23 protein-coding genes are annotated in these 20,519 nt (G+C 64.0%); 15 read left to right on the forward strand and 8 right to left on the reverse strand.

Annotated elements, in window-relative coordinates:
- The first annotated feature begins 175 nt into the window (after positions 1-175).
- The 13 genes from rsmI to QA643_RS00910 all read left to right on the forward strand — a co-directional run bounded on the left by rsmI (position 176) and on the right by QA643_RS00910 (position 11,632).
- Positions 176-1,129: a 16S rRNA (cytidine(1402)-2'-O)-methyltransferase gene (rsmI, locus tag QA643_RS00850; protein ID WP_283031327.1), complete on the forward strand. Its 954-nt coding sequence runs from the start codon at positions 176-178 to the stop codon at positions 1,127-1,129.
- Positions 1,116-1,529 carry a YraN family protein gene (locus QA643_RS00855; protein WP_283031328.1) on the forward strand — a complete coding sequence of 138 codons (414 nt, stop codon included), beginning with the start codon at positions 1,116-1,118 and terminating at the stop codon, positions 1,527-1,529. The genes rsmI and QA643_RS00855 overlap by 14 nt, the downstream gene beginning before the upstream one ends.
- Before the next feature lie 29 nt (positions 1,530-1,558).
- Complete coding sequence (gene gshB / locus QA643_RS00860; RefSeq protein WP_283031329.1) at positions 1,559-2,506, forward strand: glutathione synthase; 948 nt, start codon at positions 1,559-1,561, stop codon at positions 2,504-2,506.
- Between the two features lie 204 nt (positions 2,507-2,710).
- On the forward strand, positions 2,711-3,592 hold the full coding sequence (locus QA643_RS00865; RefSeq protein WP_283031330.1) for a hypothetical protein: 882 nt from the start codon (positions 2,711-2,713) through the stop codon (positions 3,590-3,592).
- Between the two features lie 225 nt (positions 3,593-3,817).
- Complete coding sequence (locus QA643_RS00870; protein ID WP_283031331.1) at positions 3,818-4,789, forward strand: MBL fold metallo-hydrolase; 972 nt, start codon at positions 3,818-3,820, stop codon at positions 4,787-4,789.
- Between the two features lie 266 nt (positions 4,790-5,055).
- Positions 5,056-5,235 (forward strand): hypothetical protein, encoded by a 180-nt coding sequence (locus QA643_RS00875; RefSeq protein ID WP_283031332.1) that lies wholly within the window; start codon positions 5,056-5,058, stop codon positions 5,233-5,235.
- A gap of 156 nt (positions 5,236-5,391) precedes the next feature.
- A complete protein-coding gene (locus QA643_RS00880; protein ID WP_283031333.1) occupies positions 5,392-6,930 on the forward strand; it encodes a YifB family Mg chelatase-like AAA ATPase in 1,539 nt (512 codons plus the stop codon).
- 284 nt (positions 6,931-7,214) lie between these two features.
- Entirely contained in the window at positions 7,215-7,412 is a 198-nt protein-coding gene (locus QA643_RS00885) for a nitrate reductase (RefSeq protein ID WP_283031334.1), read from the forward strand.
- Between the two features lie 7 nt (positions 7,413-7,419).
- The gene (locus QA643_RS00890) at positions 7,420-7,701 is read left to right on the forward strand and encodes a 4Fe-4S binding protein (RefSeq protein ID WP_283031335.1); all 282 of its coding nucleotides are present in this window, start codon (positions 7,420-7,422) and stop codon (positions 7,699-7,701) included.
- Positions 7,698-7,961 (forward strand): chaperone NapD, encoded by a 264-nt coding sequence (locus QA643_RS00895; RefSeq protein WP_283031336.1) that lies wholly within the window; start codon positions 7,698-7,700, stop codon positions 7,959-7,961. Before QA643_RS00890 ends, QA643_RS00895 begins: the two co-directional genes overlap by 4 nt.
- 3 nt (positions 7,962-7,964) lie before the next feature.
- Positions 7,965-10,460, forward strand: a complete 2,496-nt coding sequence (gene napA / locus QA643_RS00900; RefSeq protein ID WP_283031337.1) for a periplasmic nitrate reductase subunit alpha — start codon at positions 7,965-7,967, stop codon at positions 10,458-10,460.
- Complete coding sequence (locus tag QA643_RS00905) at positions 10,433-10,930, forward strand: nitrate reductase cytochrome c-type subunit (protein WP_283031338.1); 498 nt, start codon at positions 10,433-10,435, stop codon at positions 10,928-10,930. The genes napA and QA643_RS00905 overlap by 28 nt, the downstream gene beginning before the upstream one ends.
- A 9-nt stretch (positions 10,931-10,939) precedes the next feature.
- Positions 10,940-11,632 (forward strand): cytochrome c3 family protein, encoded by a 693-nt coding sequence (locus QA643_RS00910; RefSeq protein WP_283031339.1) that lies wholly within the window; start codon positions 10,940-10,942, stop codon positions 11,630-11,632.
- 44 nt (positions 11,633-11,676) lie between these two features.
- Here the strand turns inward: QA643_RS00910 and QA643_RS00915 are convergent, their stop codons facing one another.
- Entirely contained in the window at positions 11,677-12,228 is a 552-nt protein-coding gene (locus QA643_RS00915) for a diguanylate cyclase (protein ID WP_283031340.1), read from the reverse strand.
- A gap of 368 nt (positions 12,229-12,596) precedes the next feature.
- Here QA643_RS00915 and QA643_RS00920 point away from each other — a divergent pair, with 368 nt between their 5' ends.
- Together QA643_RS00920 and QA643_RS00925 are read left to right on the forward strand one after the other, a co-directional pair.
- The gene (locus tag QA643_RS00920) at positions 12,597-13,064 is read left to right on the forward strand and encodes a hypothetical protein (RefSeq protein ID WP_283031341.1); all 468 of its coding nucleotides are present in this window, start codon (positions 12,597-12,599) and stop codon (positions 13,062-13,064) included.
- Between the two features lie 204 nt (positions 13,065-13,268).
- The gene (locus QA643_RS00925; protein ID WP_283031342.1) at positions 13,269-15,503 is read left to right on the forward strand and encodes an ATP-binding protein; all 2,235 of its coding nucleotides are present in this window, start codon (positions 13,269-13,271) and stop codon (positions 15,501-15,503) included.
- 144 nt (positions 15,504-15,647) lie between these two features.
- Here the strand turns inward: QA643_RS00925 and coaA are convergent, their stop codons facing one another.
- The 7 genes from coaA to hisB all read right to left on the reverse strand — a co-directional run bounded on the left by coaA (position 15,648) and on the right by hisB (position 20,451).
- Entirely contained in the window at positions 15,648-16,604 is a 957-nt protein-coding gene (gene coaA, locus QA643_RS00930) for a type I pantothenate kinase (RefSeq protein ID WP_283031343.1), read from the reverse strand.
- A 16-nt stretch (positions 16,605-16,620) separates the two neighbouring features.
- Complete coding sequence (locus QA643_RS00935; RefSeq protein WP_283031344.1) at positions 16,621-16,944, reverse strand: phosphoribosyl-ATP diphosphatase; 324 nt, start codon at positions 16,942-16,944, stop codon at positions 16,621-16,623.
- A gap of 83 nt (positions 16,945-17,027) precedes the next feature.
- The gene (gene hisF, locus QA643_RS00940) at positions 17,028-17,804 is read right to left on the reverse strand and encodes an imidazole glycerol phosphate synthase subunit HisF (protein WP_283031345.1); all 777 of its coding nucleotides are present in this window, start codon (positions 17,802-17,804) and stop codon (positions 17,028-17,030) included.
- Between the two features lie 99 nt (positions 17,805-17,903).
- The gene (hisA, locus tag QA643_RS00945) at positions 17,904-18,644 is read right to left on the reverse strand and encodes a 1-(5-phosphoribosyl)-5-[(5-phosphoribosylamino)methylideneamino]imidazole-4-carboxamide isomerase (protein WP_283031346.1); all 741 of its coding nucleotides are present in this window, start codon (positions 18,642-18,644) and stop codon (positions 17,904-17,906) included.
- A complete protein-coding gene (gene hisH / locus QA643_RS00950) occupies positions 18,641-19,291 on the reverse strand; it encodes an imidazole glycerol phosphate synthase subunit HisH (protein ID WP_283031347.1) in 651 nt (216 codons plus the stop codon). The genes hisA and hisH overlap by 4 nt, the downstream gene beginning before the upstream one ends.
- Positions 19,288-19,818 carry a DUF2628 domain-containing protein gene (locus QA643_RS00955; RefSeq protein WP_283031348.1) on the reverse strand — a complete coding sequence of 177 codons (531 nt, stop codon included), beginning with the start codon at positions 19,816-19,818 and terminating at the stop codon, positions 19,288-19,290. Before QA643_RS00955 ends, hisH begins: the two co-directional genes overlap by 4 nt.
- A gap of 39 nt (positions 19,819-19,857) precedes the next feature.
- Positions 19,858-20,451, reverse strand: coding sequence for an imidazoleglycerol-phosphate dehydratase HisB (gene hisB / locus QA643_RS00960; RefSeq protein WP_283031349.1), 594 nt, complete (start codon positions 20,449-20,451; stop codon positions 19,858-19,860).
- Between the last annotated feature and the right edge of the window lie 68 nt (positions 20,452-20,519).

The following is a 20,519-nucleotide window of genomic DNA, read 5'->3' on the forward strand; positions in this document are numbered from 1 at the left end:
CCTGAACCGCTACTGAACCCACCTGGGATTCTGCAATATTGTCGAGGATTAGTTAACCAAAACAAAAGGCTTACGATTCGCCAAAGACTTTATCGACCGCTTGGGAACTCTCAACGTCGCGCCGCCCATCCCGCCGGATATGGCGCTCGCCGGAAGACCCCTCTAGATTGGTCTCATGCGCGCAAGACCCAGTTCAAACTACGGCCCTGATACCGAACCGGGTTCGACGGGCAGAACATTTTTGATCGGCGGCCAGCTCCTGAACGCCCCGAAACCGGCGCCGGGCCTCTATCTGGTGGCGACCCCGATCGGCAATCTCGGCGACATTACCTTGCGCGCGCTGGAGACGCTGGCCGGCGTCGACATCATCGCCTGCGAGGACACCCGGGTCACCCGCCGCCTGACCGAGCGCTATGCGATTTCTGCGGAGCTCAAGCCCTATCACGAGCACAACGCCGTCATGGCGCGGCCGAAGATCCTGGAACGGCTGGCGCAGAGCGCTTCGATCGCGCTGGTGTCGGATGCCGGCACGCCGCTGATTTCCGATCCCGGCTTCAAGCTGGTCCGCGAGGTCTCCGCCGCCGGTTTTCCCGTGATCGCGGTGCCCGGCGCATCCTCGGTGCTGACCGCGCTGTCGGTCGCGGCGCTGCCGACCGATCGCTTCTTTTTCGAGGGCTTCCTGCCGGCCAAGGAGGTTTCGCGGCGGGCGCGGCTGGCCGAGCTCGCCCGCATCGACGCCACCCTCGTGATGTTCGAATCCGGCAATCGCGTGCAGGAGACGCTGAAAGATCTCGCCGCGGTCATGGCCGGGCGCGATGCTGCGATCTGCCGCGAGCTGACAAAGCTGCACGAGGACGTCAGGCGCGCGCCAATCGCCGAGCTGGCGAAGACCGCCGATACGCTGGAGACGCGCGGCGAGTTCGTGCTCGTCATGGGCCCGCCGCCCAAAGACGCCGAAGTCATGACACAGCACGATCTCGACGATCTCCTGCGTTCGTCGCTCGTCCGCGACAGCGTCAAGGACAGCGTCGCGCATGCTGTCGAGCTTTCGGGCCGGCCGCGCCGTGAGGTCTATGCCCGCGCGCTGGAGCTGGCCAAAGAACTCAGGGGCGGCGATGGCGAAGCGTGACGGCAGATTGCCGCCGGAGGCTGTGCCGAAGCTCGCCGCGCCCGAGCGCCTCGCCGCCTTTCGCACTGGGCTCTCCGCCGAAAGCCGCGCCGCCGCCTATTTGATGGCCAAGGGCTACCGCATCCTGGCCAAGCGCTTCCGCACCCCCTATGGCGAGATCGACCTGGTCGCGAAAAAGCGCGATCTGGTGGCCTTCATCGAGGTCAAGGCGCGCGCCAGCCTTGACGACGCCGCCTACGCCGTCACGCCACGCCAGCAAGGGCGCATTATCAACGCCGCCCAGGCCTGGCTGATGGCGCATCCCGACCATGCCGAATTTGAGCTGCGATTTGACGCCATCCTGATTGCGCCGCGGCGCCTGCCACGCCATCTGTTAGCGGCATTCGACGCCAGCCCGTAAAAGACCCCTCCAGAGACCCGGATCTTCCCATGAAACTGAATGTCGCCGTCCAGATGGACCCCATCGCGCGCATCAACATCCGCGGCGATTCGACCTTCGCCCTGATGCTGGAAGCGCAAAAGCGCGGCCATGGGCTTTTCTATTTCACGCCGGACCAGCTATCGCTGCGCGGCGAGGAGTTGGTGGCGCCGGTGCAGGCGGTGACCGTGCGAGACGAGGCCGGCAACCATTTCACTCTCGGAGAGCCCAAGCGCCAGCCGCTGAACGCCTTCGACGTCATCCTGCTGCGGCAGGAGCCGCCGTTCGACATCGCCTACATCACCTCGACGCATTTGCTGGAACGAATCCATCCGAGGACGCTGGTCGTGAACGATCCCGCCAGCGTGCGCAACGCGCCGGAAAAGATGTTCGTGCTGAACTTTCCTCAGCTGATGCCGCCGACGCTGATCTCGCGCGACCTCGACGAAATCAATTCGTTCCGCGCTGAGCATGGCGCGGTCGTCATGAAGCCGCTGCACGGCCATGGCGGCGCGGCGGTGTTCCGCGTGATGCCGCAGGACATGAATTTCGGCTCGCTGTTCGACATGTTCTCGGTCACCTTCCGCGAGCCCTGGGTGATCCAGCGCTTCCTGCCCGAGGTGAAGGATGGCGACAAGCGCATCATCCTGGTCGACGGCGAGTTCGCCGGCGCCGTCAACCGCGTGCCGGCGCCCGACGATCTCCGTTCCAACATGGTGCGCGGCGGCGCCGCGCAGGCGACCGAACTCTCACCGCGCGAGCGCGAGATTTGCGACACGCTCGGACCTGCGCTGCGCGAACGTGGACTGTTGTTCGTCGGCATCGACGTGATCGACGGCAACCTCACCGAGATCAACGTGACATGCCCGACCGGCATCCGCGCCATCCAGCGCCTCAACGGCCCGGATGTGGCGGCAAAGATCTGGGACACCATCGAGAAGAAGCGTGGCGGGAAATAATTTCCTCTCGCGACTTCCGATCCGTTCATGATGGAACCGGCAAGGCGAGCTGCGGCGCCGTTCCGTGGAGCCCGCGGAAGCGGCTTGCCATGCACTCCCTTCTTCCACCATCATGCGGCCACTGTTTGGGCAAGACTGCAGGGAGCGCTGCCGGATGGTCGACCGGCCACCTTCGGATGACATTGGACGGAAAAGGAATCGCCAATGACCTCCACGCCACCTCCGAAACCGACTGAAGCGCAGGATCCCCCAGTCGCAGGCGACGACGAGCGCCTTGCGCAGGCCCACGAACAGATCAAGCGCGCCGATGAACAGCTCACGCGTTTGACGGAGCAGCTTGCGCGCATGGAGCGCGACGCCACGCGTCCGTCCTCGGCCCGTCCGGCTCCGCAACCGAATTCGGCCAAACCTGCAGTCCAATTGCCGGCGATCTTACCTGTCCAGCCATCACCGTCAGGAAAGCCCTCGCTGCAAATCATCTTTGGCCTGGCGCTGGCGGCATGCGTCGTTGTCGCGACCCTGGTTTGGCAGCTAGCCTATGACGATGCGACACGGTCGGCGCCCCAGCTCGCTTCGTCGCCGTCCGCATCGCCGCCGGAGGACCGGGCATCACCCGCCCAGGCCGCGCCATCAATTGTTCAGATGGCCGCGGCGGAGCCTGCACCGCCGCAAGCCTCAGCCCCGCAAGCACCCTCACCGCCAGATTCACAGCCGCAGGCACCAACCTTGGCGCAGGCCGCAGCCCCGCAGGAGGCCTCGCCGCCGGCCGCCACGCCGTCCCCCGATCAGGCACAGCTCCTGCAAACCATCTCGCGCAACCTTGCCGATCTCGAGCGCAACATCGAGCAGCTAAAGTCGAACCAGCAACAAATGGTCAGCGACAATGCAAAGGCCATTGCGGAGCTCAAGGCGAGCCAGGAAGAGATGAAGCGCGCGCTCGCAAAAGCCTCCGATCAGGCCGCGCCGAGGGTGTCCCCGCCTGCGACGCAGCCCGCTCCCAGCGTGCGCAGGCCGGAGCGGCCACGACCGCAAGCAAGATCGCGGCCCCGATACCCCAGGGAATGGCTCTACGACGACGATTGGTAGCCGCGCGGTCGCGCAGCTGGCCTGACGTCGCGCAAAAAAATCTGGGATACCATCGAGAACAAACGCATCGCCAACTGACCCCGCACCGCGTCATCGCATTTTCACATCCCTGCCGCGCCTTCTCCTCCCACTTGCCAATTTTGGCAGGCGGGCGCAGCCTGTAGCTGCGGATGAATCTGTCCGGGCATAAAACTGCAATACATAAAATTAGTGGAGGGAAGAGGCATGACGACGAATCTTTCGCGACGGTCTTTGCTTGCGCTTGGCGCCGGTTTCGGCGCTTCAACGATGCTCGGTGGCAGTGCGCTGGCCAAGGCGCCCAAACTCAACACCCAGACGCCCTATTGGCACCGCTTCACCGTTGGTGATGCAGAAGTCACCGTTGTCTCCGACGGCCCGCTTCCGCTCGGCGACCCCTCCGGCACCTTCACCGGCGTGCCGAAGGAGGAAGTGAAGAAGATGCTCGTCGACAATTTCATGAATCCCGACAATGTCGTGCTGGAGCAGAACTCGCCGGTCATCAACACCGGCGACAAGCTGGTGTTGTTCGACACCGGCATGGGCACATCAAAGGCGTTCGGGCCTACGACCGGCCAGCAGCAGAAGAACCTTGCTGCCGCCGGCATCAAGGCTTCCGACATCGACGCCGTCGTCTGCACCCACGCCCATATCGACCATATCGGGGGCCTCGTCGGGGCGGACGACAAGCCGCTCTTCCCCAACGCGCAGGTCTATATTTCACAGGCCGATTACGACTACTGGACCGACGAGAGTAAGCTCGGCAGCCCGTTAAAGGACTTCGTGATCCATGCGCGCAAGAACCTGCTGCCGGTGAAGGATCGCCTGGTGTTCATCAAGGACGGCCAGGAATTCCTGCCCGGAATCCAGGCGATCGCCGCGCCCGGACACACCGTTGGCCACACCATCTTCATGGTGAGCTCGGCGGGCAAATCGTTCTGCTTCCTTGGCGACCTCACGCACCATTCGGTGCTGCTGATGGAGAAGCCGCGAATGGAATTCTCCTATGACACCGATCCGAAGCAATCTGCGGCGTCGCGGGTGAAGCTGCTTGACATGGTGGCTGCCAACAAGATCCCGGTGATGGCCTACCACTTCGCCTGGCCAGGATACGGCCACGTCGCCAAGAACGGCGATGGCTTCCGCTATTATCCCGAGCCGATGAACATGCAGCTTTGAGATAAAGTGTCCGGGGCCGGCGCTCAGACCGGCTCCGGATCATCACGATGCCGTCATGCGCGCGGCTTGCAGGCTGCGTCGAGCGTTGAATGGGCGTACCGTAGAAACGATCGCCGATGACCGGAATTGGTTTCCTTTAGGCGAGCGAAACACCGTGAGACTGGCTGCAAAGGCAACATGAGCGTCAGGCCGCAGGACCAGCAGGCGCCCAAACCGAAATACAGAGCCGTCTCGACCGCTTGGCAGCCAGTATGGAGGCCCAGCAAATGACCAAAGACTTCGTAGCCATTGGCGCTGGCATGCTCATCGTGGGGTTGGGAATATGGAGCTTTCAGCACGATCCGCAAAACACGCGACCTGCGGAGATGCAGGTACGCATTCTCGCCGACGACCCGGCGCTGAAACACGTTTCGGAAAATAGCCCCTACATGCGAACGGAGCGCTGAACACAATCAGCGCTGACTGCCTGCGTTGACGATCCGTAGTTGTGCCGGGCAGGCCAGCGCCTTGCCGCCGCGCGTTTCTTTGCACCTATGTTCTCCTATTGTTCTTGACTTATCCTCCGGTTCCCCGCTACCTTCGATTGCGTCACGAGGGGCAGCATGGTTGCGCGGGTATCTACGGTAGCCTTTGAAGGGATCGAGGCCCGCGCGGTCGACGTACAGGTGCAGGTCGCGCCGGGGTTGCCGGCCTTTGCGATCGTGGGTCTGCCCGACAAGGCGGTATCGGAAGCGCGGGAGCGGGTGCGCTCGGCGCTGATTGCCTCGGGACTGGCGCTGCCGGCGCGGCGGATCACGGTCAACCTCGCCCCGGCCGATCTGCCGAAGGAAGGCAGCCATTATGATCTGCCCATCGCGCTCGGGCTGATGGCGGCAATCGGCGCTATCCCGCCGGATGCGCTGAACGGTTTTACCGTGCTCGGCGAGCTCGGGCTCGACGGCTCGATCGCGCCTGTCGCAGGCGTGTTGCCGGCTGCGATCGGCGCCAACGCGCGCGAGGAAGGATTGATCTGCCCCGCCGCCTGCGGCACGGAAGCGGCGTGGGCGAGCCCCGACATCGAGATCATCGCGGCGAAATCGCTGATCCAGATCGCCAACCACTTTAAAGGCACGCAGGTGCTGTCGCGCCCGCAGCCGAAAGTGCACGAGGCGGAAGCGACGCATCTCGACCTCAGAGACATCAAGGGCCAGGAAAGCGCCAAGCGCGCGCTGGAGATCGCCGCGGCCGGCGGACATCATTTGCTGATGATCGGCTCGCCCGGCGCCGGCAAGTCGATGCTGGCGGCGCGGCTGCCCTCGATCCTGCCGCCGCTGTCGCCGTCGGAGCTTCTGGAAGTCTCGATGATCGCTTCCGTCGCCGGCGAAATCCGCGACGGCGCACTCACTGCGCGGCGCCCGTTCCGCAGCCCGCATCATTCCGCCAGCATGGCTGCGCTGACCGGCGGCGGCCTGCGTGCGAGGCCCGGCGAGATTTCGCTGGCGCATCAGGGTGTCTTGTTTCTCGACGAGCTGCCGGAGTTCGATCCGCGCGTGCTGGATTCGCTGCGCCAGCCGTTGGAGAACGGCGAGGTCTCGGTCTCCCGCGCCAACCACCGCGTCACCTACCCGGCGCGCTTCATGCTGGTCGCCGCGATGAACCCGTGCCGCTGCGGCCAGGCCTATGATCCCGGCTATTCCTGCAGGCGCGCACCGGTCGAGCGCTGCACCGCCGATTACCTGATGCGCATCTCCGGCCCGCTGATGGACCGCATCGATCTGCGCATCGAGGTCCCGGCGGTGACCGCCGCGGACCTGATCCTGCCGCCGCCGTCCGAAGGTTCGGCAGAAGTCGCAGCCCGCGTCGCCGCCGCCCGCGATATCCAGCTTGCGCGCTATGCGGCGGCCGGCATGCCGCAGATCCGCACCAATGCCGAAGCGCCGGCCTCTCTACTGGAGACGATCGCGCAGCCCGATGCGCAGGGACAAAAGCTGCTGCGCGATGCGGCCGAAACCATGAAGCTCACCGCACGCGGATACCATCGCGTGCTGCGCGTCGCGCGCACGCTCGCCGATCTCGACGGTGCGGAAAAAATCGGCCGGCTGCATCTGGCCGAAGCGCTTTCGTATCGCGCACTCGCCGAGGATTTGCGGCGAGCGGCATAACGCGTCGCAACGTCAACCAGCTGGGCCGGCTCTTCGCGCAGCCGCGTCATATCGAAACGTCGTTAAACAAGCGAAGCCTTTGCCTTTCTTTCGTTGATTCAGATCAACCCTCTGTTCCCGCGCAGCAGCTAAGGTGAATTCGGGAGGCGTGCACATTTCCTGCAACGGCGCAGGCGTGGCACGCGTCTCTGATCACATGACAACAACGCGAACGGCAATGCGGCCGCCGGGGGAACCGGCACGGCCGAATTGATGGGTTCGCTTCTGAGGCGACAGTTCGGGATATGCTCGACACGTCAGTTAAGCAGAATGCGCCGCCGGAAAGGTCCGGCACGGTCGGCCGGCGCGCCGAGCTCTTGGTGTTCGGCATCATCGCCGCTTTCATCTGGCCCATCGTCGCCGTCGGCGTGGTCGGCGGCTACGGCTTCCTCGTCTGGATGACGCAACTGATCCTGGGACCGCCCGGTCCCCCCGGCCATTGAGGCCGCCATGGAAAGCCCGGGCCCCTCGCGCCGCGCCCTGTTTCGCGGTCAATTCCTCACCAAACCGGTCGCGCTGATCGGCGACGGCTGCCTCGCCGAAGCCGGCATCTTCTGCCGTTCCTGTGGCGATGCCTGTCCGACTTCTGCCATTCGCTTCCGTCCTCGTATCGGACTGCCGCCGCAGGCCGTCGTCAATGAGGCAGCCTGCACCGGCTGCGGCGAATGCGTCACCGCCTGTCCGGGCGAGGCGATCACGCTCGGCGCCGCGCGTCATGGAGAAGCTTCATGACGGCGGACGCCACCATCCACATCTCAAGCGCGGTGGTGTCGGTGCTGCCGGAACGGCGCGATGAGGTGCTGCGCGCGCTTGCCGCGCTGCCGGACCTCGAGATCCATCAACGCGACGCCAGGAAGATCGTCATCGTGATGGAAGCGTCCGAGAGCGGCATCATCGGCACGCGTCTCGCCGAAATCGCATGCTGGCAGGGCGTCCTGTCGGCCAACATGGTGTTCGAGCAGGTCGAAAGATCCGCCGATATCGGAGACTAGAACATGTCACTGTCGCGACGCGAATTGTTGAAGGCGCAGGCCGCCGCCGTGGCCGCTGCAGCCGCCGGCATCGCTGCCCCTGCGGCCGCGCAACCGGTGCCGGGCGGCATCGGATCGCTGGAAATCAAATGGTCGAAAGCGCCATGCCGATTCTGCGGCACCGGCTGTGGCGTGATGGTCGGCGTCAAGGACAACAAGGTGGTCGCCACCCATGGCGACACGCTCGCTGAGGTCAATCGCGGGCTGAATTGCATCAAGGGATATTTCCTTTCCAAGATCATGTACGGCGCCGACCGCCTGACCACGCCGCTGCTGCGCAAGAAGGGCGGCGTGTTCGATAAGAACGGCGAGCTGACCCCGGTATCCTGGGAGGAGGCCTTCGACGTCATGGCGGCGCAGGTCAAGAAGGTGCTGAAGGAGAAGGGTCCGAACGCGATCGGCATGTTCGGCTCGGGGCAGTGGACGGTGTTCGAAGGCTATGCCGCCACCAAGCTGATGCGGGCCGGCTTCCGCTCCAACAACCTCGATCCGAACGCGCGCCATTGCATGGCCTCGGCAGCGGTTGCTTTCATGCGCACCTTCGGCATGGACGAGCCGATGGGCTGCTATGACGATTTCGAAGCCGCCGACGCCTTCGTGCTGTGGGGCTCCAACATGGCCGAGATGCATCCGATCTTGTGGACGCGTCTCACCGATCGCCGGCTGAGCCAGTCGCATGTCAAGGTCGCGGTGCTCTCGACCTTCACCAACCGCAGCTCCGACCTCGCCGATATCCCGATCGTGTTCAAGCCGGGCACGGATCTGGCGATTCTGAACTACATCGCCAACCACATCATCACGACCGGGCGGGTGAACCAGGATTTTGTGAAGAACCACACCACCTTCGTGAAGGGTACGGTCGACATCGGATATGGCCTGCGCGCCGATCATCCGCTTGAAATGAAGGCCAAAGGCGCGGCGACCGCCGCCGCGACCCAGCCAATTGATTTCGATTCCTATGCCGCCTTCGTAAAGGACTACACGCTCGAGAAAGTATCCGAGCTGACCGGCGTCGAGCGCGGCTTCCTGCAGGAGCTCGCCGAGCTCTACGCCGATCCCAAACGCAAGGTGATGTCGCTGTGGACCATGGGCTTCAACCAGCATGTCCGCGGCGTCTGGGCCAACCAGCTCCTCTACAATCTGCACCTCCTCACCGGAAAGATCGCCGAGCCCGGCAACTCGCCGTTCTCGCTGACTGGCCAGCCTTCCGCCTGCGGTACCGCGCGCGAGGTCGGCACCTTCGCGCACCGGCTGCCGGCCGACATGGTCGTCATGAACCCGGAGCACCGCAAGCACACGGAAGAAATCTGGCGCATTCCCCACGGCATCATTCCGGACAAGCCCGGCTATCACGCCGTCGAACAGGACCGCATGCTTCGCGACGGCAAGCTCAATTTCTACTGGGTTCAGGTCAACAACAACGTGCAGGCTGCGCCGAACAGTTCGCGCGAGACCTATCCGGGCTATCGCAATCCGGACAATTTCATCGTCGTCTCCGACGCCTACCCAACCGTCACGGCGCTATCGGCCGATCTCATATTGCCGGCGGCCATGTGGGTGGAGAAGGAAGGCGCCTACGGCAACGCCGAGCGCCGCACCCATGTGTGGCGGCAGCTTGTCAATGCGCCTGGCGAAGCGCGCTCCGACCTCTGGCAGCTCATGGAATTCTCCAAGCGCTTCACCACCGACGAGGTGTGGCCGGCGCAGATCCTGAACGAGAATCCCAACTATCGCGGCAAGACGTTGTTCGACGTGCTGTATCGCAACGGCAAGGTGGACAAGTTTCCGGCCAGCGAGATTCCCGCCGAATACGAGAACCGCGAGTCGAAAGCGTTCGGGTTCTACGTGCACAAGGGCCTGTTCGAGGAATACGCCGAATTCGGCCGCGGCCACGGCCACGACCTGGCAGACTACGACCAGCTCCATCAGGTCCGCGGACTGCGCTGGCCCGTCGTCAACGGCAAGGAGACGAAATGGCGCTACCGCGAAGGCCTTGATCCCTACGTGAAGCAGGGCAAGGGCGTCGAGTTCTACGGCAACAAGGACGGCAAGGCGCGGATCATCGCGGTGCCCTACGAGCCGCCCGCCGAATCGCCCGACAAGGAATACGACGTCTGGCTCGTCACCGGTCGCGTGCTCGAACATTGGCACTCGGGATCGATGACCATGCGGGTGCCGGAGCTCTACAAGTCGTTCCCCGGCGCGCGCATCTACATGCATGCCGAGGACGCCCGCGCCAGGGGCATCAACGAGGGCGCCGAGGTGCGGGTGATTTCCCGGCGCGGCGAAATCAGGACCCGCGTCGAGACCAAGGGCCGCAATCGGATGCCGCGTGGCGTCGTGTTCGTGCCCTGGTTCGACGCCAGCCAGCTCATCAACAAGGTGACGCTGGACGCCACCGATCCCATTTCCAAGCAGACGGATTTCAAGAAATGCGCGGTCAAGATCATCCCGGCCTGAAGAGGCTTCGAACCCCGCTCGCAGGCGCCCTGCTCGGCGGCATGCTGGTGCTCGCCTGCGGTGCGATCTACGCCCAGAACGCGCCCCAGATCGTGCCGCGCATCACCGGCGCGCCTTCGCCGATGGGTGATGTACCGGCACCCGCCCTGGCGCGGCCGGTCATCGACGACAAGCGGGTCATGCGCAACTATCCGGAGCAGCCGCCGGTCATTCCGCACTCGATCGACAATTACCAGCTCACGCTCAAGACCAATCGCTGCCTCGACTGCCACCGGCGGCAGTTCACCGAGGGCTCGGGCGCGCCGATGATCAGCGTCACCCACTTCATGGACCGCGATGGCCAGGTTCTCGCCGACGTGACGCCGCGGCGATATTTCTGCACCGGCTGCCACGTCCAGCAGACGGACGCGCAGCCCCTCGTGCCAAGCACGTTCAAGGACATGCTTCTCGTCGGTTCCGAGAAGAAGTGAGAACCGGCAATGAAGCGGATCAAGGAACTGTTGATCTGGTTCTGGCGCATTGCCAGCCGCCCGAGCACGCATATCAGTCTCGGCGTGCTCGCGCTCGGCGGATTCATCTGCGGCGTGCTGTTCTGGGGCGCATTCAACACCGCGCTTGAAGTCACCAACACCGAGAAGTTCTGCACCTCCTGCCACGAGATGCGCACCAACGTCTTCGAGGAGCTGCAACGCACCCCGCACTTCTCCAACCGCTCGGGGGTTCGCGCCAGCTGCCCCGACTGTCACGTCCCGCATAACTGGACCGACAAGATCGCCCGCAAGATGCAGGCGTCCAAGGAAGTCTGGGGCAAGATTTTCGGCACGATCGATACCAGGCAGAAGTTCCAGGATCACCGGCTCGAACTTGCCAAGCACGAATGGGCGCGGCTCAAGGCGAACGATTCGCTGGAGTGCCGCAACTGCCATTCGGCCGTGGCGATGGACTTCACCAAGCAGACGCGGCGCGCTTCCGACATTCACTCGAGGTTTCTCGTCAGCGGCGAGAAGACCTGCATCGACTGCCACAAGGGCATCGCCCACGAACTGCCCGACATGACCGGCGTCGAGCCGGGCTGGCGCGAGCCGCCCGAACTCCGGCAGCGTCAGAGCCATCGCGAAGACCCGCGCGCCGAGCTGGCACGCTACCTCGCCGACACCGGCGCCGGGCAGTAATTGGTCCGGCCCCACTCACATTGGAGTTCAGGACGGGCGTCGCCCTATTCCTGGGCTCGCCGGTAGCGCAGCCCGCGGATCAATTCCTCGAGGTACGGCAAGACTTCAAACAGCGCGGTCAACGCCAGCATCACGACAATGTAGGTCAGGGGCAGCGGCGATTGCTTCAGGGTGAATGAGAAATCCGGCGTTCCCTGGCCGAACAATGCGGCGAAGGCCGGCCAGTGCAGCGCAATCACAAGCAGCAATCCGGTAAGCGGCAGCATCTCGAGGAAGCTATGGACGTGCTGTTCGGTCGGCGACACGTCGCGCATGGTCGACGCGTAACGTACATCCCAGATCGCGGTGGCCTCGTGAAGAAGCAGGAACGCGACCATGACGAGGATCACGCCCGAGGTAACTTCGAGAAACAGCGCCGCGAGCACCGGTACGGCCATCTCCGCAAACTGGGCGAGGTGCAGGATCGATTCGCGCCAGCCGCTTGTCTTCTCGATGTGGCTGGCGCGGTGACAGAGATAATCGGCAAAGCCGGCCGCCAGCCAGAGCGGCAGGACGAAATACATCAGCATCCCACGCAAGATCTCGTCGGCCCCCATCGGCATCTCTCCGTGACCAGCCCGACGGTATAAAGAGCGGAACTCAGACAAGTTCCTGTCGGCAGCGATGCGGCACCGCGCCCGATCGTGCGCCGACGCAACGTCCGGTCGGGCCGATCACGTCATGGGGCATCGCAAAACGCGTCGATCTTCTGTTTTACGTGGTCAGAAGGATTCCTGCTTGTCGCTGTCACCACAGCTGATGAGAATGCGAAAACCATATCCCCGTCATTGCAAGCCGCCACTCGCGATCAGGATGCCGCGGATCACAACGACAACCGGCGTCAACAGGGTGGTAACTAGTTTCGTTTACGCTCCGCCAACCATAAGCCCCATGTCGCGGGCTTATGGTGAGCGAGTAGCGTGTCATGTTGCGTTTGAAGATTCTGGCTTCGGTAGTTCCGCTGGCAATCGTCGCTTTGTTCGCACGCGGCGAGTTCTTGGGTGGTCCGCGACCCTGTATCGAGGTCGCCGGTACGACTGTTCAGATCGCCGCCCTCTCCTGGCAGGCCGACCTGCATGTCGGTTTCACCAACAATCCTTCCCAAGCCACGGTGCGGGTCCAGATTTCCGACAATGCGGAAACCGCCGATTTCACCGTGATCGACGACATCGGAACAGTCGAGGCCGGCGCCTGCAAGGGCGGCACCCCGCCCCGGTTGATCGCGGTCTCGCGCCAGCCTTCGGAAACCGATCCGGTGATCTACCTGTCGCGGGACGGGCCGGCCGACTACCGCATCTTCGTGGCCTCGAAGAGCTTTTCGCTGCTCGACGCCGCCGCCCTACTGGTCGGCGCCCGCGGCGCCCGCCACCGCATCGAGGCGGCGTCGCTTTAGGTTTGGAGCATGGTCTTGTCGGAAAACCGGTTCCCACTTTTCCGGACCATGCTCGATTAACCTTTCATTCACCCTGTTCTCATCGCGGTCATGCCCGCGCCGGGCGCCTCAAGCACTTTGCAACGTCGGCGAAGCATCGTCTCTCCGAGAGGGACGGCGAAGCAGGGCCGGTTCAATTCAGGCAGCAAGCTCAGGGTCATGGCGATGGGGCGAACTTTCCGGATCAAACTTGCCTTTCGCCGTTTCGGCCGCCGCCATCCTTGGCTGACCTTCACGGTCCGCTCCTTCATGATCTTCTCGGTCGTGTTCGGCGCGGCCTACGGATTCATCGCCGGAAGCCGAAGCGAAAATTCCGGTTACGACCCGCACACCTTTGCGATCGGCGTTGCCTTCCTGTTTGCGATCGCCTGCGTCGCGCTCGCCACGTTCAGCGTTCGCTTCCGCCTGTTGCGCAAGAAGATGCGCAAACTCGCGCTGCATAACGAGGCGCTGGCCGACCGGAACTGGGAAATGCAGGAAGCCGAGCAGCGCAGCCGCCGCCTATTCGAATCACAGGGCGACCTGATCGTGCTGCGCGACGCCGAGAGCCGCATCACCTTTGTCAACGACGCCTATTGCGAGCTGGCGCAGATGCCGCGCGATCAGCTGATCGGCAGCCGCTTTGCGCTTTCCGTACTCGAACAGGGCGACACCGCGCTGGAGCCGAACGGCACTCGCGTTCACGACCAGCGGATTGAAGGCCCGCTCGGCCCACGCTGGATCGCCTGGCGCGAGGGGCTCATCCGCAACGATGCCGGCGGACCGGCCGAAATGCAGAGCGTCGGCCGCGACGTCACCGATCGCACCGAAAGCGAACGCGCGCTGACCGAAGCCCGCGACCAGGCCGATGCGGCAAGCCGCGCCAAGTCGCGCTTCCTCGCCATGGCGAGCCACGAGATCCGCACCCCGCTGAACGGCATCATCGGCATGAGCAGCCTGCTGATGGATACGCCGCTGACGCCGGAACAGACCACCTATGTCAAGGCGGTGAAGACTTCCGGCGACGCGCTGCTCGCGCTGATCGAGGAGCTGCTCGACTATTCCAAGATCGAGGCCGGCAAGATCGACCTCGAACACCGACCGTTCGCGCTATCAGGCATGATCGAGGACATCACCGAGCTGTTGGCGCCGCGCGCGGAGGCCAAAAGAATCGAGATCGCCGCCTATGTCGACGAGCGGCTGCCGCGCGAGGTGATCGGCGATGCGGCGCGGCTGCGGCAGGTACTGCTCAATCTCGCCGGCAATGCGATCAAGTTCACCTCGACCGGCGGCGTTGCGCTGATCGTCGAGCCCGGCATCTGGCCCAATGAAATCAGTTTCCTGGTGCGCGACACCGGTATCGGTATCGCGCCCGAGGCCCGCGAGCGCATCTTCCGCGAATTCGAGCAGGCCGACGACAAGATCGCCCGCAGCTATGGCGGTACCGGGCTCGGGCTGAGCATCTCCGACCGCATCGTCAAGCGCATGGGCGGCCGCATCACGCTGGAGAGCCAGGAGGGCGTCGGCTCGACCTTCGAAGTATCGATCCCGCTCGTTGCCGCCGATGGCGAGCAGGCCTCCTTCGCAGCGCCGGATCTCGCCGGACACTCGATCATGCTGGTCTCGCCGCAGAGCATCGAGGCGTCGCTGACCGCACGGCGGCTGCAGCGCTGGGGCGGGCAGACCTGCATGGTATCCGATGCCGACGTCGCTGAGGCGCTCCTGCCCGAACGTTCCTGGCATACCCTGCTGATTGATCACGCGCTGGGCCTCGTCGACGTCGAACGGCTCGGCGAGGCCGCGCGCCTTCATGCCGCGCAGCGCATCGTCATGTTCACGCCGGCAACGCGGCAGGAAATGCAGCCGTCCGCGAGCTCCGCCCTCACCGGCTATCTGGTCAAGCCGCTGCGCGCCGCCTCGCTTGCCGCCCGCCTGATGGCGGCGCCGGAAGTCGCCGCGCCGAGCCTGGAGCCCACGCTCGACGCGGGCGAAACGTCTGATACGCCGGCCGCCAAGGGCCTGTCGATCCTCGTTGCCGAGGACAACCAGATCAATGCGCTGTTGATCCGATCGCTGCTCGGCCGGCTCGGTCATCACGCCGTCATTACCACCAACGGCGCCGAGGCGCTGGAGTCCTGGCTGTCGGCGAAGTCCGCCGGCACGCCCTATGACCTCGTCCTGATGGACATCCAGATGCCGCAGCTCAACGGCATCGAGACCACCAAGCGGATCCGCGCCCTCGAGGCAGGCGAGCCGGGCCACCGCACGCCGATCCTCGCCCTCACCGCCAACACGCTGGTCGAAGACCGCTACGCCTGCTTCGAAGCCGGCATGGACGGATTCCTGATCAAGCCGCTCGACCGCGAGAAGCTCGCTGAGGCGCTGATGGGGTTGATCGCGTCACGGCATATTGCGGCGTGAAGTAAAAACAAACTAGACGTCGTCCCTGCGAACGCAGGGACCCATAACCACAGGATCTCGTGACAAGCAAAGGCATCTGTCTGCCTGCCCAAAGAGGGGCCGCGGCGTATGGGCCCCTGCGTTCGCAGGGGCGACAGTAATTAATTACAACCGCCGCAGCGCCACCGACTCGATGACGTGATCGGCGCCCTTCTTGAGGATCAAGGTCGCGCGCGGCCGCGTCGGCAGGATGTTTTCCTCGAGATTGGCGAGGTTGGTGCGCTCCCAGATCGCGGTTGCGGTGGCGATCGCCTCTTCGTCGGACAGCGGCGCATAACGATGGAAGTAGGACCTCGGATCGTGGAAGGCGGTGTCGCGCAGCGTCAGCCAGCGCTTCACATACCATTCGCGCAGCACCGGCTCTTCGGCGTCGATATAGACGGAGAAGTCGAAGAAGTCTGACACAACCGGCACCGCCTTGCCGTCGCGCGGCAGCCGTCCGGTTTGCAGCACATTGACGCCCTCGACGATCAGGATGTCGGGCTGGTCGACCTCCTGCCATTGGTTCGGGACAATGTCCCAACTCAGGTGCGAATAGACGGGCGCGCGAACTCCCCTCCGCCCGGCCTTGATGTCGCTCAGGAACGACAGCAACAACGGCAGATCGTAGCTCGCCGGAAAACCTTTTTTCTGTATCAATCCCAACCGTTCGAGCACCGCGTTCGGATAAAGGAAGCCGTCGGTTGTCACCAGGTCGACCTTGGGTCGTGGCGACCACCGTGCCAGCAGCGCCTGAAGCACGCGCGCGGTGGTCGACTTGCCGCCCGCAACTGAACCTGCGATACCGATGATGTAGGGCACCTTGCGATCCCTGATGCCGAGGAACTGGCGCTGCGCCTGAAACAGCCGGCTCGTGGCATCGACATAGATCGACAACAGACGGGACAGTGGCAGGTAAATGTCCTCGACCTCATTGAGGTCGAGACGATCATGGAGCGAACGCAGCCGCTCGAACTCGCCCGGCTCCAGCGTCATCGGCGTGTCGTCGCGCAGCCGCGCCCACTGCTCCCGGGTGAAGATGCGGTAGGGATTATATTGCTGCTCGGGAGCCCGGATATCCATCAGCCTGTCCTCTCGGTCAGTCGCGCTTGCGCGATGCCTTCTCCTCGAGCCCGGACATCGAGGTCCGCTGCGCCAGCGCTGCCTCGACCTCTTCCAGTGTCACGCCGCGCGATTTCAGAAGCACCAGCAAATGAAACAGCAGGTCGGCGCTTTCGGCGATCAGGTGGTCGCGATCGTCCTCGACCGCCGCGATCACGGTCTCGACCGCCTCCTCGCCCAGCTTCTTGGCGCAGTGCTCCGCGCCCTTGTCGAGCAGCCTGCGGGTGTAGGACGCCTCTCCGCCCGATGCGGCCCGTGCATCGATGGTGGCGGCCAGATCATGGATCGTGAAACGCGACATCAACCAAACTCAACACTCGCGCCGGGTGAGAAGCCGCGGCGCCGTCCCAGGAAGGGACTTAGCACTTTTGTGACGGCGAGTCGTCAGGGATCGAGCCGCATCGGCAAGCCGGCGCGCACCATGTGCTCCTTGGCTTGGCGTATGGTAAATTCGCCGAAGTGGAATATCGAGGCGGCCAACACCGCGGTGGCATGGCCCTGGCGGATGCCGTCGACGAGGTGGTCGAGATTGCCGACCCCGCCGGAGGCGATGACCGGTACGGGGACACTGTCTGCGATGGCTTGGGTCAGCGGCAGGTCGAACCCCTGCCGCGTGCCGTCGCGGTCCATCGAGGTCAGCAGGATCTCGCCGGCGCCCAGCGACACCACTTCCTGCGCGTATTCGATGGCATCGATCCCGGTGGAGTTGCGGCCGCCGTGGGTAAAAATCTCCCAGCGGTCCGAGCCGCCGGCGCGCTTGACCCGCTTGGCGTCGATCGCGACGACGATGCATTGCTCGCCGAATTTTTCGGCCGCCTGCTTGACGAATTCGCGGTTACTGACCGCCGCCGAATTGATCGAGACCTTGTCGGCGCCGGAACGCAGCAGCGTCTTGATGTCCTCGATGGTGCGGACCCCGCCGCCGACGGTCAGCGGCATGAAGCAGGCCTCCGCGGTACGCCGCACGACATCCAGCATGATGCCGCGGTTTTCGTGGGTGGCGGTGATGTCGAGGAAGCACAATTCGTCGGCACCGGCTGCATCATAGGCGATCGCCGCCTCGACGGGATCGCCGGCGTCGCGCAGATCGACGAAGTTGACGCCCTTGACCACCCTTCCGTCTTTCACATCGAGACAGGGGATCACGCGAACTTTGAACATCGCAAATCTCCCAAAGCGTTTTCAAGCGAGGTGGGTACCGGCTCGCGTGAAGAAAACGCGTCAATATAAAGAACTAGAGCCATGGTCCCGACCATGGCTCTACGCTGCAGTTCGCGCGTTGCGGATCAGCGCGAGCGCCGCAGCAGGATCGAGCCGGCCGTCATAGAGCGCGCGGCCGGCTATCGCGCCGGCGAGCTTTTTGGCGCGCGGCTCCAGCATCGCCTTGATGTCCTCAATCGAGGCAAGGCCGCCGGAGGCGATCACCGGGATCGAAATGCTTTCGGCCAAGGCAATGGTCGCATCGAGGTTGAGACCTTTCAGCAGGCCGTCGCGCGCGATATCGGTGAAGATGATCGCGGCAACGCCGGCATCCTCGAAACGTTGCGCGATTTCGAGCGCGGTCACTTGCGAGGTCTCGGCCCAGCCTTCGACGGCGACCTTGCCGTCGCGCGCGTCGAGCCCGACGGCGACGCGGCCAGGGAATTTCCTGGCGGCGCCTTTCACCAATTCAGGATCGCGCACCGCGGCGGTGCCGATGATGACGCGGGTAATCCCCTTGTCGAGCCAGGCTTCCACAGTCTTGAGATCGCGGATACCGCCGCCGAGCTGCACCGGCATGGTGACGGCCTTGAGCATCGCCTCGACCGCGTGCGCGTTCATCGGCTTGCCGGCAAAGGCGCCGTCGAGATCGACGACATGGAGATATTCGAACCCCTGTTCGGCGAAGGAGCGCGCCTGCGCGGCGGGGTCGAGGTTGAACACGGTCGCGCGCGCCATGTCGCCCTGTTCAAGGCGCACGCACTGGCCATTCTTCAGGTCGACCGCAGGAAAGAGAATCACGGCTTCCACTTCAAAAAGTTGGAAATCAAAGCGAGGCCAAAACGCTGGCTCTTCTCGGGGTGAAACTGGGTGCCGATCGCGGTGTCCTTGCTGACGATCGCCGTCACCGGCCCGCCATAGTCGGCGCGCGCCAGCACATCCGCCTCGTTGGCGGCGTTGAGATGATAGGAGTGCACGAAATAGGCGTGCAATCCTTTCGGTCCGAGCGGTAGTCGCTCCAGCACCGGGTGCTCAGCGAGTAGATCGAGCGTATTCCAGCCCATGTGCGGGATCTTCAGGTTTTCCTCGCGCGGCGAGATCTTCTCGACGTCGCCTTCGATCCAGTTGAAGCCTTCGGTGACGACGTGCTCCTTGCCGCGCGTCGCCATTAGCTGCATCCCGACGCAGATGCCGAAGAACGGCCGCGCCTTGACGCGCACCGCTTCGGTCATCGCCTCCAGCATGCCGTTCACGGCGTCGAGGCCGCGGCGGCAATCGGCGAAGGCGCCAACGCCCGGCAGCACGATGCGGTCGGCGCGGTACACCGCGTCAGGATCGCGCGTCACCACGACCTTTTGCGGGTCTTCCATGCTGCGCGACGCCCGCTCGAAGGCTTTCGCCGCCGAATGAAGATTGCCGGAGCCATAATCGACGATCGCAACGGTCATCGCGGTCCCCCCGGCTCCGGAAACAGGCCGATGATCCCGCCTTGCGGCAATGGCGGTGGCGGCTTGGAGAATGGTTGACCCGGAATGTTGCGGGTCGGCGGCGGCGCGCCGCGATCAACCGACCATTGATCGTTGACCGGGCCGCGCCCGCCGGCCCAGCGTTCAAAGAAGCGGTGCTCGGCGGCTTCCTCGTCGTCGGCCACCACGATGTCGAGCTGGCGCCATTTGCCTCGCGACAGCGTCCAGCGCCGCAGGCTGGCAGCTTCCAGGCCCATCAGGATGGCGATCAGAAGATCGACAGCGAAGACCGTGTCGCGGCTGGCGCCGATCGCGGACATCCCGAAATGGATGGCGATCATCAGAACGATATAGCCGATCAGCACCAGCCACAGCCGATACCACAACAGCCAGATCACGCTCGCGACCATCGCCCAGAAATGGAAGCCGTCACGAACGAAGACAAACCTGTCGGTCGCCGAAAGACTGACGCCATTGGCTACAGGAGCATGCACTGTGTAGACCGGCATCGAACCTCTCCGCCGCGAACCAAAAACGCGAACAAGAAATCAGCCGCCGAGCTGACCCTTGGTGGAAGGCACCTCACCCGCCGCGCGCGGATCGATCGCAACCGCGGCACGAAGCGCCCTCGCCAGACCCTTGAAACAGGATTCGGCGATATGATGGCTGTTCTCGCCATATAGGGTCTCGACGTGCAAAGTCACGCCGGCGTTGATGGTGAAGGCGTTGAACCATTCGCGCACCAACTCGGTGTCGAATGTACCTACCTTGTCGCGTGGAAAATCGACCTTGAACACCAGCACCGGCCGGCCCGAAATGTCGATCACGACGCGCGACAATGTCTCGTCCATCGGCATGTGGATCGAGGCGTAGCGGGTGATACCGGCCATGGTGCCGAGCGCCTGCTTCACGGCCTGGCCGAGCGCGATGCCGACGTCCTCGGTGGTGTGGTGATGATCGACATGAAGATCGCCGTCCGCCTTCACCGTGATGTCGATGCGGGAATGCCGGGCGAGCAGATCGAGCATATGGTCGAAAAAGCCGATGCCGGTCGACACCTTGGATACGCCGGTACCGTCAAGGTTTACCGCCACCTCGATGTCGGTTTCCTTGGTCTTGCGCTTGATAGACGCTGTGCGCATGAAAACTGCTTCCCTCTGGCCGCTCGGGGCCGAAAACGCGGCCCTTTTAACAGGCCGATGCCCCCTTC

Source organism: Bradyrhizobium sp. CB3481 (assembly GCF_029714305.1).
In the GTDB taxonomy this organism is placed as follows: domain Bacteria; phylum Pseudomonadota; class Alphaproteobacteria; order Rhizobiales; family Xanthobacteraceae; genus Bradyrhizobium.

What these genes read in the sequence shown, in the direction of transcription:
- rsmI (WP_283031327.1), top strand. Translation starts at nt 176, where the DNA reads ATGCGCGCAAGACCCAGTTCAAACTACGGCCCTGATACCGAACCGGGT.
- QA643_RS00855 (WP_283031328.1), top strand. Translation starts at nt 1,116, where the DNA reads ATGGCGAAGCGTGACGGCAGATTGCCGCCGGAGGCTGTGCCGAAGCTC.
- gshB (WP_283031329.1), top strand. Translation starts at nt 1,559, where the DNA reads ATGAAACTGAATGTCGCCGTCCAGATGGACCCCATCGCGCGCATCAAC.
- QA643_RS00865 (WP_283031330.1), top strand. Translation starts at nt 2,711, where the DNA reads ATGACCTCCACGCCACCTCCGAAACCGACTGAAGCGCAGGATCCCCCA.
- QA643_RS00870 (WP_283031331.1), top strand. Translation starts at nt 3,818, where the DNA reads ATGACGACGAATCTTTCGCGACGGTCTTTGCTTGCGCTTGGCGCCGGT.
- QA643_RS00875 (WP_283031332.1), top strand. Translation starts at nt 5,056, where the DNA reads ATGACCAAAGACTTCGTAGCCATTGGCGCTGGCATGCTCATCGTGGGG.
- QA643_RS00880 (WP_283031333.1), top strand. Translation starts at nt 5,392, where the DNA reads ATGGTTGCGCGGGTATCTACGGTAGCCTTTGAAGGGATCGAGGCCCGC.
- QA643_RS00885 (WP_283031334.1), top strand. Translation starts at nt 7,215, where the DNA reads ATGCTCGACACGTCAGTTAAGCAGAATGCGCCGCCGGAAAGGTCCGGC.
- QA643_RS00890 (WP_283031335.1), top strand. Translation starts at nt 7,420, where the DNA reads ATGGAAAGCCCGGGCCCCTCGCGCCGCGCCCTGTTTCGCGGTCAATTC.
- QA643_RS00895 (WP_283031336.1), top strand. Translation starts at nt 7,698, where the DNA reads ATGACGGCGGACGCCACCATCCACATCTCAAGCGCGGTGGTGTCGGTG.
- napA (WP_283031337.1), top strand. Translation starts at nt 7,965, where the DNA reads ATGTCACTGTCGCGACGCGAATTGTTGAAGGCGCAGGCCGCCGCCGTG.
- QA643_RS00905 (WP_283031338.1), top strand. Translation starts at nt 10,433, where the DNA reads ATGCGCGGTCAAGATCATCCCGGCCTGAAGAGGCTTCGAACCCCGCTC.
- QA643_RS00910 (WP_283031339.1), top strand. Translation starts at nt 10,940, where the DNA reads ATGAAGCGGATCAAGGAACTGTTGATCTGGTTCTGGCGCATTGCCAGC.
- QA643_RS00915 (WP_283031340.1), bottom strand. Translation starts at nt 12,228, where the DNA reads ATGGGGGCCGACGAGATCTTGCGTGGGATGCTGATGTATTTCGTCCTG.
- QA643_RS00920 (WP_283031341.1), top strand. Translation starts at nt 12,597, where the DNA reads ATGTTGCGTTTGAAGATTCTGGCTTCGGTAGTTCCGCTGGCAATCGTC.
- QA643_RS00925 (WP_283031342.1), top strand. Translation starts at nt 13,269, where the DNA reads ATGGGGCGAACTTTCCGGATCAAACTTGCCTTTCGCCGTTTCGGCCGC.
- coaA (WP_283031343.1), bottom strand. Translation starts at nt 16,604, where the DNA reads ATGGATATCCGGGCTCCCGAGCAGCAATATAATCCCTACCGCATCTTC.
- QA643_RS00935 (WP_283031344.1), bottom strand. Translation starts at nt 16,944, where the DNA reads ATGTCGCGTTTCACGATCCATGATCTGGCCGCCACCATCGATGCACGG.
- hisF (WP_283031345.1), bottom strand. Translation starts at nt 17,804, where the DNA reads ATGTTCAAAGTTCGCGTGATCCCCTGTCTCGATGTGAAAGACGGAAGG.
- hisH (WP_283031347.1), bottom strand. Translation starts at nt 19,291, where the DNA reads ATGACCGTTGCGATCGTCGATTATGGCTCCGGCAATCTTCATTCGGCG.
- QA643_RS00955 (WP_283031348.1), bottom strand. Translation starts at nt 19,818, where the DNA reads ATGCCGGTCTACACAGTGCATGCTCCTGTAGCCAATGGCGTCAGTCTT.
- hisB (WP_283031349.1), bottom strand. Translation starts at nt 20,451, where the DNA reads ATGCGCACAGCGTCTATCAAGCGCAAGACCAAGGAAACCGACATCGAG.